The sequence below is a fragment of the Archangium sp. genome (assembly GCF_057119385.1).
On sequence record NZ_DBNGVP010000149.1, the window covers coordinates 1 to 14,944 of the forward strand.

General features: G+C 69.1%; 5 protein-coding genes and 2 pseudogenes. 2 read left to right on the forward strand and 5 right to left on the reverse strand.

What is annotated here, in order from left to right:
- Positions 1–143: 143 nt before the first annotated feature.
- Positions 144–4,721 carry a cytochrome-c peroxidase gene (locus AC16DP_RS35025; protein WP_329726831.1) on the reverse strand — a complete coding sequence of 1,526 codons (4,578 nt, stop codon included), beginning with the start codon at positions 4,719–4,721 and terminating at the stop codon, positions 144–146.
- Positions 4,722–4,866: 145 nt separating this feature from the next.
- Here AC16DP_RS35025 and AC16DP_RS35030 point away from each other — a divergent pair, with 145 nt between their 5' ends.
- Entirely contained in the window at positions 4,867–6,201 is a 1,335-nt protein-coding gene (locus AC16DP_RS35030) for a sigma 54-interacting transcriptional regulator (RefSeq protein WP_329726832.1), read from the forward strand.
- Between the two features lie 101 nt (positions 6,202–6,302).
- On the opposite strand, the gene AC16DP_RS35035 is transcribed toward AC16DP_RS35030, so the two are convergent.
- The gene (locus tag AC16DP_RS35035) at positions 6,303–7,049 is read right to left on the reverse strand and encodes a PP2C family protein-serine/threonine phosphatase (RefSeq protein ID WP_329726833.1); all 747 of its coding nucleotides are present in this window, start codon (positions 7,047–7,049) and stop codon (positions 6,303–6,305) included.
- A gap of 171 nt (positions 7,050–7,220) precedes the next feature.
- Here AC16DP_RS35035 and AC16DP_RS35040 point away from each other — a divergent pair, with 171 nt between their 5' ends.
- A complete protein-coding gene (locus tag AC16DP_RS35040) occupies positions 7,221–10,553 on the forward strand; it encodes a hypothetical protein (protein ID WP_329726834.1) in 3,333 nt (1,110 codons plus the stop codon).
- Positions 10,554–10,928: 375 nt separating this feature from the next.
- Here AC16DP_RS35040 and AC16DP_RS35045 read toward each other — a convergent pair whose 3' ends face one another.
- From AC16DP_RS35045 to AC16DP_RS35055, 3 genes and pseudogenes are all read right to left on the reverse strand, one after another.
- Positions 10,929–12,914 carry an ATP-binding protein gene (locus AC16DP_RS35045; protein ID WP_329726835.1) on the reverse strand — a complete coding sequence of 662 codons (1,986 nt, stop codon included), beginning with the start codon at positions 12,912–12,914 and terminating at the stop codon, positions 10,929–10,931.
- Positions 12,915–13,848: 934 nt separating this feature from the next.
- Positions 13,849–14,196, reverse strand: a pseudogene (locus tag AC16DP_RS35050) (DUF2019 domain-containing protein); the annotation flags it as partial.
- Positions 14,193–14,762: pseudogene (locus tag AC16DP_RS35055) on the reverse strand (AHH domain-containing protein); the annotation flags it as partial. The pseudogenes AC16DP_RS35050 and AC16DP_RS35055, both read right to left, overlap by 4 nt.
- Between the last annotated feature and the right edge of the window lie 182 nt (positions 14,763–14,944).

The window sequence follows — 14,944 nt, forward strand, 5'->3', positions numbered from 1 at the left end:
GCGCACCAGTCGGACCGCATCGGCCCTGTACTCCGGGGTGAAACTCCGCCTCTTCCTTCGCTCCATGAACACTACCTCCCGTGTAGCCGACTTATGAGGTGTGTCCACAAAACCGGGGCAGGCTCACCTCACGGCCAGTGCCACTAGTTGCCGCCGTAACACAGGTAGTTGTCGAGCCACGAGTGCGGATCCGCGCTCTCCGCCCAGGCGACGCAGGTCCTTCCGGCGATCGGCCCGGCGTAGGACCACTCGAAGGTGAGGCGGGAGTCCTGCGGCAGGCAGAGGTAGTTGTCCGACCAGGTCGTGGAGGCCGGTTCCGCCGGCTCATTCACCTGCGTGCAGCGCATGCCGGAGATGGGACCCGCGCCGCTCCATTGCATGCCGATGTCACGGTTGGCGCAGAAGTAGTTGTCCCCCCAGGTGCCCGCCTGGTCCTGCGACTCGTTGACGGAGGTGCAGGCCAGCCCCGCCGGTGCTCCCGCCGCATGGAACGTCAGCGCCAACGGCTCCTCGCGGTAGCACAGGTAGTTGTCGATCCAGGGCTGCGGATCCTTCGGCTCGTACAGCTGCGCGCAGGAGAGCCCGGAGAGGGGCCCCCCTTGGGAGTAGGACAGCAGCACCTCCGACTCGCGCGGCACGCACGCGTAGTTGTCCCCCCACGTCGTGGAGACCGGCTCCAGGTCCTCGTAGACCTGGGTGCAGCGCATGCCGGAGATCGGTCCGCCCATGCTCCAGCGCAGCCCGATGTCCTTGTTGGTGCACAAGTGGTTGTCGTTCCACCCGCCCGCCTGGTCATACCCCTCGTCCATCAGCGTGCACGTCATCCCGGAGATGGGCCCCTCCGCGCTGAAGCGCAGCCGCAGCGGCTCGTCGTAGCAGAGGTAGTTGTCGCTCCAGGTGTGGGGGTCCGCCGGCTCGTGGAAGCGGACGCAGGACTTCCCGAAGAGCGGCCCGCTCATCGACCACGAGAGCCGCAGGGGCGAGTCGGACGGGACGCACAGGTAGTTGTCCGTCCAGGTCGTCTCGGGGGGCTCATACACCTCGGTGATGGCGGTGCAGCGCATCCCCGCGACGGGCCCGGCGCCACTCCAGACGATCCCCCGGCTCTGGGGCGAGCACAGGTAGTTGTCGGCCCAGCCCGCAGGATCCGCCGACTCGTTGACGGAGATGCAGCTCATCCCCGGAATGGGGCCGTGGTTGCTGAACGCCAGTCCCTCGAAGCCGGCGGCGAGCACGGGCTCCGCGTTGCGCAGCGCGCGCAGGTACTGCTCCAGCGCCATCAGCTCGTACTCGGACAGGGCGAGCGGGCGCAGCTCGGGATCGATCATCCGCAGGCCGTCCCGCACCCGCCCGGGTGCGTTGCCTCCCTGGTTGTAGAAGTCGAGCACCTGCCGCAGGGTGGCGCGGCTGCCATCGTGGAAGTACGGCGCGGTGCTCGCCACGTCCCAGAGCGTCGGCGTCTTGAAGGCCTGGGGACTGGCGGCGACGCTGGTGTCATGGGCGAGCTCGTCCGTGAAGTTGGAGCCCACGTGGCAGGCACCGCACCGCGCCTTGCCCTCGAAGAGCTCCCGGCCCAACCGGAGGAGCTCCGGCCGCAACAGGTTGCCCTCTCCATCCACCACCGGCTTGCCGGAGGCGATGACCGCCTCCGCCAGCGAGTCCACGCTGAGCTGCACGAGCTCGTACGCCGTGAGCGCCAGCTCCAGCTGCTCGCGCGTCACGGTGGAGGTCAGGAAGACGTTGGCGAACGCCTGCCGCAGCGAGGCCTGGTCCGCCCCGGTGTTGATGCGCTCCAGGACCTTGCTCACGTCGGCGTTCATCTCCCGCGGATCCACCACCGGCTCCAGCGCCAGGTCCAACAGGTCCTGCGACCGGCGGGCGAAGAACTGGTTGGTGCCGAAGACGCGGTTGACGATGGTGGGCGTGTTGAGCGCCAGGGGCTGCACGCCCAAGGCGGTGGCGCGGCCATCCGTGAAGGTCCGGTCCAGCCGGTGGCAGGTGGAGCAGGACAGCGGCTCGCCCGTGCCCACCTGGGTCTGGCTGACGCCCGCGGCATTCGTCGACAGCACCGGCGAGCGGAAGAGCGTCTCTCCCACCGAGACGAGCTGCCGGAAGGCGGACTCCTGCCCCACGGCCAGGAAGGAGCGGAAGGCCGCCGGGATGCGCAGGTCCTCCGCCCGGACGAACCGGGGGAAGCCATCGGCCTGCAGGGTGAGCCGGCGCGGGTTGGTGACGCTGAAGTAGCGCGCCAGGAGGGTGCGGGCTTCCGAGGGCGTCAGGAAGTCCTGCCGGCCCGAGAAGACGGAAGCCGCCGCGGCGAGCTCCTCGAAGGGCTGCGCGGAGCGGTGGAAGACCAGCTCATCGACGAAGAGCACGTCACCGGCGGGGCAGCCCGTGCACTGGCCACCGGGACCCACGCGGAGGAGCTCGTTCCCGGACGGCGTCCCCTGGAAGACGGCCCCGGGCTCCAGATTGGCCTGGGCCACGGGCATTCCGTCCACCAGCAGGGACACCCGAGACTCGTCCGGGGCGATCCGCAGCGCGACGTGACGCCAGCTCGCCGCCTGCGCGGCTGGCGTGGCGGAGAGCGAGGAGAAGGGAAGCGCACCCGGAGCGGTCAGCGTCAGCGCCCTGGCCACGCCCGCCACTGAATAGGACACGTCGGCGGCGAGCGTGCCCCCCTGGATGCGGACCGACCAGAGGCCGTGGTGCCGGGCAATGGGCAGCGTCGCCGCGGACGGGTTGAAGAGCGCGAGGAAGGCCACCTCGGCGGTGAACCCATCGTCATAGCGCTCTCCGGCCAGACAGCCCTTGTTGCGGCGGCAGCTGGGCAGGTCCGCGGCATTGCCTCCCACGGAGACGAAGCCGCTCGCCGTCAGGCTGATGGCCGTGCCCCGGTAGCCGGACAGGTACCGCTCGTCGGCCTGCACCCCGTAGACCTCACCGGCGAAGCGCGCCGCTCCGGCGCCTCCCTGGAGCTGGCCCACGTACGGGTGGATGCCCGTCAGGGCGTTGCCACTCACGTCCAGGAAGTCGGTGTTGTTGGACACGTCCTGCGTCAGGGGGAGCGCACGCAGGATGGCCGGCGAGCCCGCGGCGGCGGCCTTGTCATAGAACAGCTCGTTCATCGGCAGGTGCAGCAGGCAGTGGGGATTCATGCCGCACGCGAACGAGACCTCCCAGTACTGCATGTTGGTCCACATGCCCGGGTTGTTCGACTCGGGCACGAGACCGAGGTTCGCGTACTGGGTTCCCGCGTTGTAACGGATGCCATCGTCCTGGGACATGAACTGGAACAGCGGCCACTGGCGCTGGAGGGGCTGGGCGCGCTCCGGGCTCGTCCGGTTCTCCGCCCAGAAGCCGGTGGCCGTGTTGAGGAACACCGGGGAGAACGGGCGGTGGACGGGATCCGGCTGCGCGGGAGGGAAGCTGTTGAGCCCCTCCGGGTTGAAGCGCCGGCTGTTGATGGCACTGTCCAGCCGGCGCATCGTCCAGCCCGTGTGCTGGCCGAACGCGAAGAAGTGCATGCCGGTGGAGCTCTCGAAGCCCTGCGTCAGCTCCAGGGCGACGGACGGCTGGACGGAGCCGTTGATGGCCGGGTTGGGGCGGCAGAAGACGTCCGTGCCCTCGGGGGTGATCCAGGTGTAGCCGCACTCGAGATGGGTGGGCAGCTGACCATCCGTCCGCCGTGAGCCATCGGCGAGGAAGATGGGCCGGGCGGCGACCGGGTACACGCGCGCGAAGTCCTCCTCCGTCGCGGTGGTGCAGGAGGGCAGGCCGGAGGCCGGGGCGATGTGGCGGCAGATGCGGCGGGTGCCCTCCACGTCGAGGCGGACGCTGTCGAACAGCGTGCCGAGCTCGCGCTGCCGGGTCCAGGTGTCGGGGTTCCAGGGGGTCTCGTTGTACGACCAGCGGCCGCCCTCGGAGACCACCAGCCGGGCGTCCGCCGTGGCGCTGGCCTCGAGCGCCCAGAGGTAGAAGGGCTGACCCTGGCTGCGGCAGAGCGAGAAGGCGTTGGAGAGGTATTGGACGCGGACGACATTGGGAGCGGCGGCGCGCGCCACGGTGCCGGAGGTGGTGTCGGGACGGCGGGCATCCACGACGACGGCGACCAGCGCCTGGTGCAGGGCGAGCGCTCCGGTGGCCGGCGCGTAGTAGGGCTGGAAGTGGATGAGGCGGTAGCACTCGTACCGGCCGCCGGGGGACACGACCCGCTCGCGCGTGGCGGGGGTGGCGCCGAGGCACTCCTCCGGCTCGTTGACGGGGAAGGGCTTGCCCGCGGGCGAGAAGCGAGGGTCCAGGGACAGCGCGCCCTGGCCCGAGTTGGTCCAGATGTCGAACCCGTTGCTCGGGTAGAGCGGTGCCAGGCCGTCCGTGCGCTGGAAGTTGCTGGTCCGGGCCGCGAGCGGCGGCAGATCGACGTCCAGGGTCTGCCCCTGCGCCATGGGCGCCACGAAGCGCGGAGTGCCCCCGGTGACGCTCATGGCCGGGTCGCCCAGGGCGATGAACCGGACGCGCGAGCCCCCGAGGAAGGACAGGCCCAGCCGTCCATCCGGGGTCATCAGCTCCGGATCGAAGGGCTGGGTGAGAATGGCGTTGCGCAGGGTGATGGCGGGAAGGCTCTGGGTGGCGGAGCCGGTCAGCGGCACCGAGCCGCGTGCCACCTCTTCCGAGGGGGGCGCCGTGTCCGAGCCACAACCCGCGAGGAACGCCAGGGCCAACAGAAGACAGACCCGGGGAGAGCCCGGGGTGAGACCAAGGGGATGTCTGGGCATCCCGCCATGGTGCCACGAGAGGTGCATCCATCCGCACGCGAACACCGTGGCTGGCGCCCAGATATAACCGGATGGCACCGGAGTGACCACCGTGTCCAAGACCGCCCTCGCCACCCAGAATGAGGCCTCCAGCGGCCCCCCGCCCCGGCGCTGTCAGCTCGTCGTCATCGATGGGCCCGACGCGGGGCGCGCGGTGGCGCTCGGGGAGGCGCCCGTCCGCGTGGGCACGCGCGAGGGCTGTGCGCTGCGGCTGAGCGACCCGCGCGTCTCGGGCGAGCACCTGGAGGTCCACGAGGAGGGCGCGGGCTTCGTGGTGAAGGACCTCGGCAGCCGCAACGGCACGCTGTACGAGGGCTCGCGGATTGGAGAGGCGCGGGTGCGCGTGGGTGCCACGCTCAAGGTGGGGCGGAGCTTCCTGCGCATCCAGGCCGAGAGCCAACCGTGGGAGCTGGCCCCGAGCCAGGCGCGGCGCTTCGGGGAGCTGGTGGGCGAGAGCCTCGCCATGCGCGAGCTGTTCGCGGTGCTGGAGCATGTGGCGCCCACGGACACGACGGTGCTCATCCAGGGCGAGACGGGGACGGGCAAGGAGGTGGTGGCCCGGGCGCTCCACGAGGCGAGCGCGCGGCGCAAGGGGCCCTTCGTGGCGGTGGACTGCGGCGCGCTGCCGGAGGGGCTGGTGGAGAGCGAGCTCTTCGGCCACGTGCGAGGGGCCTTCACGGGGGCGCTGGCGGCGCGCTCGGGGGCCTTCGTGCGGGCCCACGGGGGCACGCTCTTCCTCGACGAGCTGGCGGGCATTCCGGCCTCGGTGCAGGCGCGGCTGTTGCGCGTGCTGGAGGAGCGCCGGGTGCGCCCGGTGGGAGGCGACGCCGAGCAGGCCGTGGACGTGCGGGTGGTGGCGGCCTCGCGGGTGGACCTCTCGCTGGCGGTGGCCGAGGGCACCTTCCGTCCGGACCTCTACTACCGGCTGGCGGTGGTGACGCTGCCCCTGCCCCCGTTGCGCCAGCGCCGGGAGGACCTGCCCCTGCTGGTGGCGGAGCTGCTGCGCCGCCGGGGCTTCGAGCCCGGACCCATCCGCGGCCCGGGGCTGGAGTTGCTGTCGGGGCACGACTGGCCGGGCAACGTGCGCGAGCTGCGCAACGTGCTGGAACGGGCGCTGGTGCTCTCGCGCGGGGCCCACGGCTTCGAGGCGCTGCGCCTGTCGCTCCAACCCCAGGGCACCGGGCCCGAGGTGCCGCTGCGCACGGACCTGCCCTTCGCGGAGGCGAAACAGGCGCTGGTGGAGGCCTTCGAGCGGCACTACCTGCACGACGTGCTGGCGCGGGCGGGCGGAAACATCTCGGAGGCGGCGCGGCAGGCGGGGGTGGATCGCAAACACCTGCGAGCCCTGGCCCGGCGCCATGGCCTGCTCCCCGAGGGGCCGGACTGAAGCCCCCGCCCCCACGAGCGTAGACCCGAGCCCACCTCCCCTCTCCCCTCGGGAGAGGGACGGGGTGAGGGTATCGGGTCCCCGGGTTGCCCCTGTGTCCCCTACTTCGCGCCCACGCCCACCACGATGGCCGTGATGTTGTCCCGGCCACCCGCCGCGTAGGCCTCGTGCACCAGGGCCTCGGCCACTCCCGCCGCGCTCCCCTGCCCCAACCGTGCAGCGAGCCGCTCCGGCCCGAGTGGCTCGTACAGCCCGTCCGAGCACAGCAGGTACACATCCCCCGCCCGCACCTCGAGCCGCCGCACGGTGGGCTCCGCGTTCTGGGTGCCCAGCGCGCGGGTGATGACGTGCCCGTAGGGACTCTCCCCGCGCCCGGGCGTCTCGACACCGGCCTCCCGCATCTCCTCGAGCAGCGAGTGGTCACGGGTCAGCACCTCCAGCCGGCCCTCGCGCAACCGGTAGAGCCGGCTGTCGCCCACGTGGGCCACGGCGGCGCCCCGGGCCCCCAGGGCGAGCGCCACCACCGTGGAGCCCATCTCGCGCAACTGTCCCACGCGGCGCGAGAGCACGGCCCGCTGGGCGAGCACGGAGCAGTTGAGCAGCAGGTCCTCCTCGCGGCAGTGGCCCCGCCGTGGATGATGGGGCCAGGTGGCCTCGGGGTCCTTCGCCACGCGCTCGCAGAAGCCGGAGAAGGTGTCCACCACGCACCGGCTGGCCACCTCACCGCCCTCGTAGCCGCCGAGCCCATCGGCCACCACGAACAGGCCCAGGTCCGCCCGGGCCATCCAGGCATCCTCGTTGTGGGAGCGGCGTCCCACGTGCGTCCATCCCGCGCTGTCGATTCGCATCGGCACTTCCTCCCTGCCCGGACAGGAGCAAGGCGGGGGCCGACGCCAACCCCGCGAAAGCACTCGGGCGCCTGGGGTCTCCCGTCCCCACTTCCTCGCCTGGGAGTCCACGCCCCGGGGACTCCGGACCCCACCCCACGGTAACGTCGCCGCCCCCAGGAGGGAGCACCCATGCAGATACCGTCGCGCGAGGCGTTGCTGTCGGAGCTGGACTCGTTGGGCTACGGCGCACGGCTCGCGCGGGTCGCCAGGCTGGGACACGAGGGCCGGGGCAGCCCCGTCCTGACGCAACTCATGACCGGGCTCCTGTCCGGCGATGCCTACGAGGCGAGCCTCGGACTCGAGCTGGCCCGGGGAGCTCGCGACGAGTCCCTGCTGCTGCGAGGACTCACCCATGCCTCCAGCCTCGTGCGCGCGCGGGCCGCCGCCCTGGTGGGAAGCGACATCCAGGACGATGCGGCCCTCGAGCGGCTGCTGCCGGAGCTGTCCCCCTTCGTCCGCCGCCGGCTCCTCAAGGACGTGGCCCAGGCTCAGCGGAGCGCGCTCGCGGCCCGGCTGCTCCCCATCGTCCTCAGCCGCCACGGCGCGGCGGAAGCGGCCCTGCTGCTCCCCGCGCTCGACGCGGACACGGTGCGCCGGTTGTTGCCCCAGCTCGAGCACACGTTCCGCGCCTGGCGCACGCTGGTGCGCCGCCACCCGGACGCGGTGCTGACCTTCATCGGCTCGCGCCTCACCCATGCCCCGGAGCGCGAACGCCGCGCCCTCTTCGCCTCGTACCGCATGGCCCTCTCCGAGCTGGTGCTCTCCCATGGCGAGGCGGTGCTCCACCTCGTGAGAGACCTGGCGCCTCCGGAGGAGCTGCCGCTCTTCGTGCGGGACACGCTCCCGATGCTCGCGCGGCGCCACCCGGAGCAGCTCTTCGCGCTCCTCACCCGCCCCGGCTGGCGCGCGGCCCACATCGCCCGGGAGCTGACGGCGGGCCTGCTGCGCCAGCTCCGCTTCTTCTCCCCCGCCCAGCGCCTCGGCCTCGCGAGGGCGCTGGCGGAGTCCCCGTCGGACCTCGCCCGCTTCCTGGACGCCGTGCCCCCTTCACAGCGCGCCGGGCTCTTCGCCCATGCCTTCGAGGGAGCGCCGCCCCGTGAGCTGCCCGAGGCCCTGCTCCAGGTCCTCCCCCATGAGCTGCGGGACACCGAGGCCGTGCGCCAGCTCGGCCTGCGCGAGGTGCAGGAGAACCCGGACCGGCGGCTCGCCCTGCAGGCCCTGCGCACCATCGAGCACGCGCGCGAGCCCCTCCAGAAAGCGGCCTTCGCCAGCAAGGCCGAGGATCGGGCCCGGGCGCTCTCGCTGCTGGTGTCCAGCACGGGCCTGTCCCGCAGGGGCCTGACGGAGACGCTCACGTACCTCTCGCGGCTGAAGAACGATCAGGACCCGGTGCGCCAGGCGGCCCTGAACGCGCTCGCCCAGGTGCCTCCGAGCCTCTTCGAGCCCGGGCACATTCCCGCCCTCGAGTCGCTGGTGACGTACGTCGCCGAGGCGCGGGACACCTCGCGCGGCACGCAGCTGGCGCTGCAGGAGCTGGCCTTCCGGCTCATCCGCGCCCATGCCACCGAGACCGAGAGCCCGCTGTTCCGCTTCGCCCTCGACACGCTGAAGCGGCTGGCCGGCCAGTCCGGCACGCTCGTCCTGCCTCCGCTGGAGCAGAACCTGCCGCGAGGCACCGAGCACCACCTCTTCGCGGCGCTGCTTCCGATGATCCGCTCGGCCGCGGAGCGCGAGAGCCATGGCCTCATCCTCACGCTCACCCAGGCGCTCGGCCGGCGCGCGTGGAACGTGGACATGCTCCAGGCGATGCTCGAGCCCATCACCGAGGCCACGCCGGAGTGGCTCGCGCAGCAGGCCATGCAGCTGTGGCTCGCACCGCCGCGCACGCGCGATGTCCGGGTACGCAAGCTGCTCGATCGGGACGAGAGCACCATCACCCTCGCCCTCGTCTTCGAGCACCTGCACCGGCGCCGGCAGGAGTGGTTGGATCCCTTCCTCCAGGGGCGGCCCCTGAAGGGACGCTTCAGCACGGGGAAGACGGGCTGGGTGCCTCCGGCCCGCGATGGCTTCCAGCGCTGGCTGCCGCGTCAGCAGCTCCGCTTCCGGGACTTGCTGCTGTACATCGCCCGGGACACCTCGCGCAGCGCCTGGGAGCGGATGAGCGTGCTGCACATCCTCCCCCACCTGCCCGTGGTGCAGGTGGACACCCTGGCGCCCTTCCTCGAGTCGAAGGACGTGCCCACGGTGGAGGCCGCGCTCGGGGCGCTCGTGTGGCTGGACAGGCCGGAGCCGGCGCTGCCCCTGCTGTTGGAGCACCTCGACGGAGACCGGGCCCGGGTGGCCATGTATGCGATTCCCCGTGTGGCGAAGCTCGTCTCGCCCGAGACGCTCGCCGCCACGCTGGGTGCGCTGCTCTCGCGCGAGAAGCTCAAGGTAACGGTGCACAAGGAGGCGTTGCGGCTGCTCGGCACCTTCCGCTCCGCGCACAGCGTGGCATTGCTGCGCCAGCAGTGGGACAAGCCCCAGCTGCACCGGGACGTGCGCATCGCCGTGGGCCACGCCGCGCGCCAGCTGCTCGACGACCCCGCCGCCTGGGAGCTGCTGGACGCCATGGCGCGGAGCCCGGACGAGTACGTGGCCGCGAGCCTGCTCGACCCCCACCCCACGCAACTGCCCCTGGAGGCACGGCCGCGCTACGCGGCACTGGTGCTCCAGGTGTCCCGGCACCCGGAGCTCACCGTGCGCCGGAGGGCCTTCACGGTGCTCCCGGGCTGGGCCGCGGGAGTGGAGGAGCAGGTGGCGAGGGAATCGGCCGCGAGGGTGCTGGACCTGTCCGGCGGCGCCGAATGGCGGGAGGCGGCGTGGGCGCTGGTGGAAGCCACGCGCGAGGGCAAGGCCTTCGAGCAGGTGGTGGCCTGTGCCGCGCGGCTCGTCTCCGCGCCGCTGACGCCCGATGCCACGCCCGAGCGGGACGTCCCCGCGCGCCAGCGATTGAAGGGGCTGCACCAGGCGCTGCGCGGGTTGCCGCGGCCGGTGCGCCTGGGCCTGAGGGCGCGGCTCGACGAGGTGGCTCGGGTGCTCTCCCGGGATGCGTCGCTGTGGCCCGAGAGCGCCGCGCTGCGGCTGGGCAGCGTGGAGTGGCACGAGGCGCGGGCCGTCGCGGAGGTGCTGCGCGGACTGGCGGCGGAGACACGGGAGGAGCCGCTCTTCGCCCGGCGCCTCGCGGACGTGGTGGCCACGGAGGTGGAGGATCCGAGCGCCGGGTGGGAGCCCGAGACGCTGCTGGAGCTCGCGGACGCGGTGAGCGCCGAGCTGCCGCTGACGGCGGTGGTGCTCGTCTCGGTGGCGGGGCAGCGCCTGCACTGGAGGGAGGACGCGGCCCGCCGGCTGAGGGCCCTGCGCCAGCATCCGAGCGCCGCTGTCCGAGCGGACGCCTACGCCACCGTGACCGCGAACGAGTAACCATCGGCGGTCTGATGCCATCCAGGGGGGCTGACAGCTCGGCATCCCTGGTGAACAGGTACGCTACATCCAGTGGAGGCGGCGGGAATCGAAGCCGCTATGGTCGGATCCGCATTCACTCGGGACCAGAGGCCCCCCGTTTTCCCTCTGAAAATGGGGCGCCATCTGTCCGGGCGAGTCCAGGCGCGTCCGTTCGTTTTGGTCCTTTTTTGGTCCCCTTGGACCCCTCGCCGGGCGATAAGTGGCTAGCCCTTCGCCCCTCGTTTTGGCTTCTGGCGCTGATGCCATGGCCTACTAATAACGACCCGGTCACTTCCCCAGGGATAACTCCGAGGGGAAATTCTCCTCGGAGGGCGCTTGAAGCGACCGAGAGTATTAGCTCGCAGTCTTCTTCTTTGACTGAGCAGCGGGTACAGGTTTGCTTCCTGGTCGCCACTTCACATCGAACGTCGCGTTGATGAGCGCGCGCAGACTGAGCACCATCACCTCGTGCTCCAGTTCCTTCAACTCGTTGCGGTGTCGGACATCTGATACGGAGAAGCCTACATCCTGCCCCTTGATCTGGATCTTCGACTTCACCACGCCTTCGTAGTTGTAGATATCGGCTACCAGTTCGCCGATCTCCGGGTACTTCAGGTCCCAGCACACGATGCGATCTGTGATGTTGAGCGGATGGTTGAACTCGTCGTCCTTCGAGAAGGCGTATTTGTACTCCACACAGAGCAGGTTGCCATTTCGATATTGACCGCCCTCGTCCTTCAGTGCGAGCGCATCAATCCCGAGACCCGCGAAGGTCAGCGGACGAGACCAGAACTTCGAAGCCGGATTACCCTGTTCTACGAGATGCGCAAACATCGTGTAGAGCGCACCGACGAAATGCTCCTCACCAGTTTCGGGCGCGAAGAAAGGCCGCGTCTCCAATGCCGGGATTCCCTTGATGACGAATGTCTCCCGCTCGCGGAGTTCGTCGCGGAGGCGGTTGTTGTTGTTGATGTACTGGTCTTCCTTGTGGCGCGTCGTCTCACGGTTCAGACGGTCCATTAGTTGCGCCAGTACATCGCCCTCCTTCTGTTGGCGAAGCTGTTGGATGAACGTGCGCACCTGCTCGACAAACTTCACATCGCGCAATACTTGCAGACTGCTAGGCGCCAGCGCGTCCCGGTTCGTCACAAGTTCGAAGTTGCCGTTGATGATGAAAACGAAGTGCTCCATACCCTCCTGCAAGATGCTGAAGTCTCGCATGGAGGTATGATCAAGCAGAGCAGGGTAGGGGCATACGACAATTCCGTTGGACGCCAGCAACACGCCGCGAACCTCAGACAATTTGATGCCAGAGCCGCTCTTGGACTGACGCCCGAGGGACTTGTACTTCTCCAACGCGCGTCGGTGACCGTCAATCGCGAAGATGATTTGGTAGGTCCGATCCTCGTGTTTGAAGGCTGTAGCGTACCGCGCAAGAAAACGCCCCTTCCGCAATGCCTTGACCACCTGCGGTTGCTCTGGAGGCTCCTCTCCCTTGTCCTGTGGAGGCAGATATGGCCACCCCAATGGGATTTCTCGCAGCGCTCCCTTTCCCGTCTTGTCATCAACAATCCAAATCTCCATCCCGCATGCCTTGACGGACTTCAAGGATGAGCGGACGGCCTTCACGTCGCTTGGGCGGAATCCATGCTCTTTGGTGTCGATTCGACGGACATCCCCGTGCGCAGTGAAGAACCGGATGTAATTGTAGAGATAGTTGACCTCCGGTTCCTTCACCGAGAAGTATTCCGCGTGATTGTCAACCTCGAAGTCCTCGACCACGAGCATTGTGCCCTGGGTGAACTCCGTACGGAAGAAGTCTTCTCCGAGCGCTTCAAGAATCGCACTGGTCCGCTCATCAGCGTCCACCAATATCTGGTCGCGAAGCACGAGCCAAGGGGTCTCGGTCTGGGTTGCCGTCAGATCATAGGTGATATCCAGCGTCGTCTTGGGATTGTCGACCGTCTTCCAGCGCCATTTTTTCTCGTCAGCGCAGCGGGTGATGACAGAGAATCGGCGCGAAGCGAAACAGAGCTTAGAGCCCTGGCATTTGTAGCCGATTTGTTCTCCCTTGGTCTTGGTCCCCTTTCCAATCGAAAAAAAGGCTCGGTACGGCTCAATGTCGTTCAACTTATCCTTCTCGGCTTCGGACAGTCCTTTCCCGTTGTCGAAGAAGAGCAAGCCCTTCTTCTGGATCAGGGGGAAGACGAGGATGCGATTGGCTCCAGCATCATAAGAGTTGGAGATCAGTTCGCGCACGAGTTCGCAGGGATTCGCCCGGTTGACGGAAATCTCACGCAAGGTGTGCTGAAATGACTGGACGGGAGTAAGGGGCGCCATAATTCGTTCTCAGGAAGGCTCAATAGGAAGGTTCAGTGGGTACAGTGTCGCTTGCTGCCCCTCTCTGGGCAAGCGTCCCACGTAGGTACTCGCGGGGCCGGGGTGGCTGCCATGGCCGCCACTGGCCCGTGCTCCGATGATCTTGGTTCTGCCCGCACCGGCCCGAGCTTCGCCTGCCGTGCCCTGGTGGCTGCCACCGCCCCGAGCACCGTTGACCCGAGTACCGGCCTCGCCTGCCGGGCCCTGGCACCCTCCACCGGCCCGTGCTTCGGGCATCTCGATACGCAGGGCCCGGGGTGCCTGCCATGGCCGCCACCGGCTCGAGCTTCGGCGGCCGGGCCCTGGGGCTGCCACCACCCTGGGCACCGTTGATCCGAGTACCGGCCTCGCCTGCCAGGCCCTGGTGGCCTCCACCGGGCCCAAGGTGCCCGCCGTGGCTGCCGTGCTGCCCTGGAGGCCTCCACCGGCCCGAGCTTCGGCTGCCGGGCTGCCCTGGTGGCCTCCACGGGGCCCGAGGTGCCCGCCGTGGCTGCCCGGCTGCCCTGGTGGCCTCCACGGGGCCCGAGGTGCCCGCCATGGCTGCCGTGCTGCCCTGGTGGCCTCCACCGCCACGAGCTTCGGCTGCCGGGCCCTGGTGGCCTGCCCTGGTGCCTCCACCGGGCCCGAGGTGCTCGCCGTGGCTGCCGTGCTGCCCTGGTGGCCTCCACCGCCCCGAGTTTCGGCTGCCGGGCCCTGGTGGCCTGCCCTGGTGCCTCCACCGGGGCCCGAGCTTCGCCTGCCCGGCCCTGGCGCGCTCTTCTCAAGATCAACCGCCGCGTTTGTCCCGCTTGCTCCCCCTCCGCTTGTCAGGCGCGGCGGGCTCCGTGCGTGGTCGGCTGCGCTTGCTGGACGGTGCCGGGCGGGCTGCTTCCAGCGGCCCCGCATCATCGTCGGCAGGGTCTAGGGCCCATGTACCCTCTTCCCAGCGTTTCAACGCCTGGGATGCTTCAAAAGGGACCAGTCCTTTGCCCTTCGCTGCTTCCTCCAAAACCGCTTTGGCTTCCGCCGTGCGATGGCGCAACAGCAGCGCCGCCGCCGCCACACGCACGTCCATTCGCGGATGCGTGAAGAGCACCGCGAGCGCATCCCGTCCGGTGTCACCATGAGCCCGCAGTTTGTCAAACACGGCTAAGCACTGATCAACGTGCTTGTTCGCTGTCTTGGAATCGCCCCGCCAAGCCGCCTCGGTTTCTGCCTGTACATGCCGCGCAAACTCCGCCACAAGACCTTGCAAATCAATCATGGCCAAATGCCGTTTCTGACGTTCTGAATGGCCAGCAGGCCAAATTCCCGTTGCGCCTCATAGGACTGAGTGCTGAGCCACTGCCGCACCGTCAGAATCCTTGAACCCGTAATCCTAAGCATCTTTCTAGAAAAGAGAGCACTAACCCGTGTGTGAAGCGCCTTGTCTAGTGCGATGACATTCTCGGTATTGTGCAGGGACTCGCCCCCAGACCGCTTCGCGTTGCCCGGAGTCTGCTCCACGATGTGATGCCATTCCTTTCCGGGGCCCGCATTCCCCATAGCTGACTTGAAGCCATCAAACGACCCCCACGCCCTGTGTCCGTTCGGCAGGAGCTTACCCCGACTCGGCGCAGGACTCCCAGCACCAACGCCCCGGGCAGCCATGGCCACGGCATGAGGCGCCAACACCACGCGGATCGTCCCCTCTGGCACAGAGACAATAAGGCGCTCGGCTCCGGTTGCCGTCTCCAGCAGGCCCAACCCGGTACGAGTCGCGACTCTCTCCGACGCTTGCGTGAATCCGGGAAGCTTCGGGGCCTTGGAAGCAAGGGCCAGGATTGATCCAAAGTCCGTAGGAGAGGTTTTGAAGAGGGGGAGAGCAAGTCCAGACAATCTCAGACAAAGAGGGGGCATCCCTCCGGACGGCGCTTGAAAGAAGGGCGCCGTGGAAGGACAGCAGTGAGGTGCACAGGCCGAACAGCCGGGGGAGAAGAGGCGCGGGAGGCCGGAGCGGAAACAGCTGGCGG

What these genes read in the sequence shown, in the direction of transcription:
- AC16DP_RS35045 (WP_329726835.1), bottom strand. Translation starts at nt 12,914, where the DNA reads ATGGCGCCCCTTACTCCCGTCCAGTCATTTCAGCACACCTTGCGTGAG.
- AC16DP_RS35035 (WP_329726833.1), bottom strand. Translation starts at nt 7,049, where the DNA reads ATGCGAATCGACAGCGCGGGATGGACGCACGTGGGACGCCGCTCCCAC.
- AC16DP_RS35040 (WP_329726834.1), top strand. Translation starts at nt 7,221, where the DNA reads ATGCAGATACCGTCGCGCGAGGCGTTGCTGTCGGAGCTGGACTCGTTG.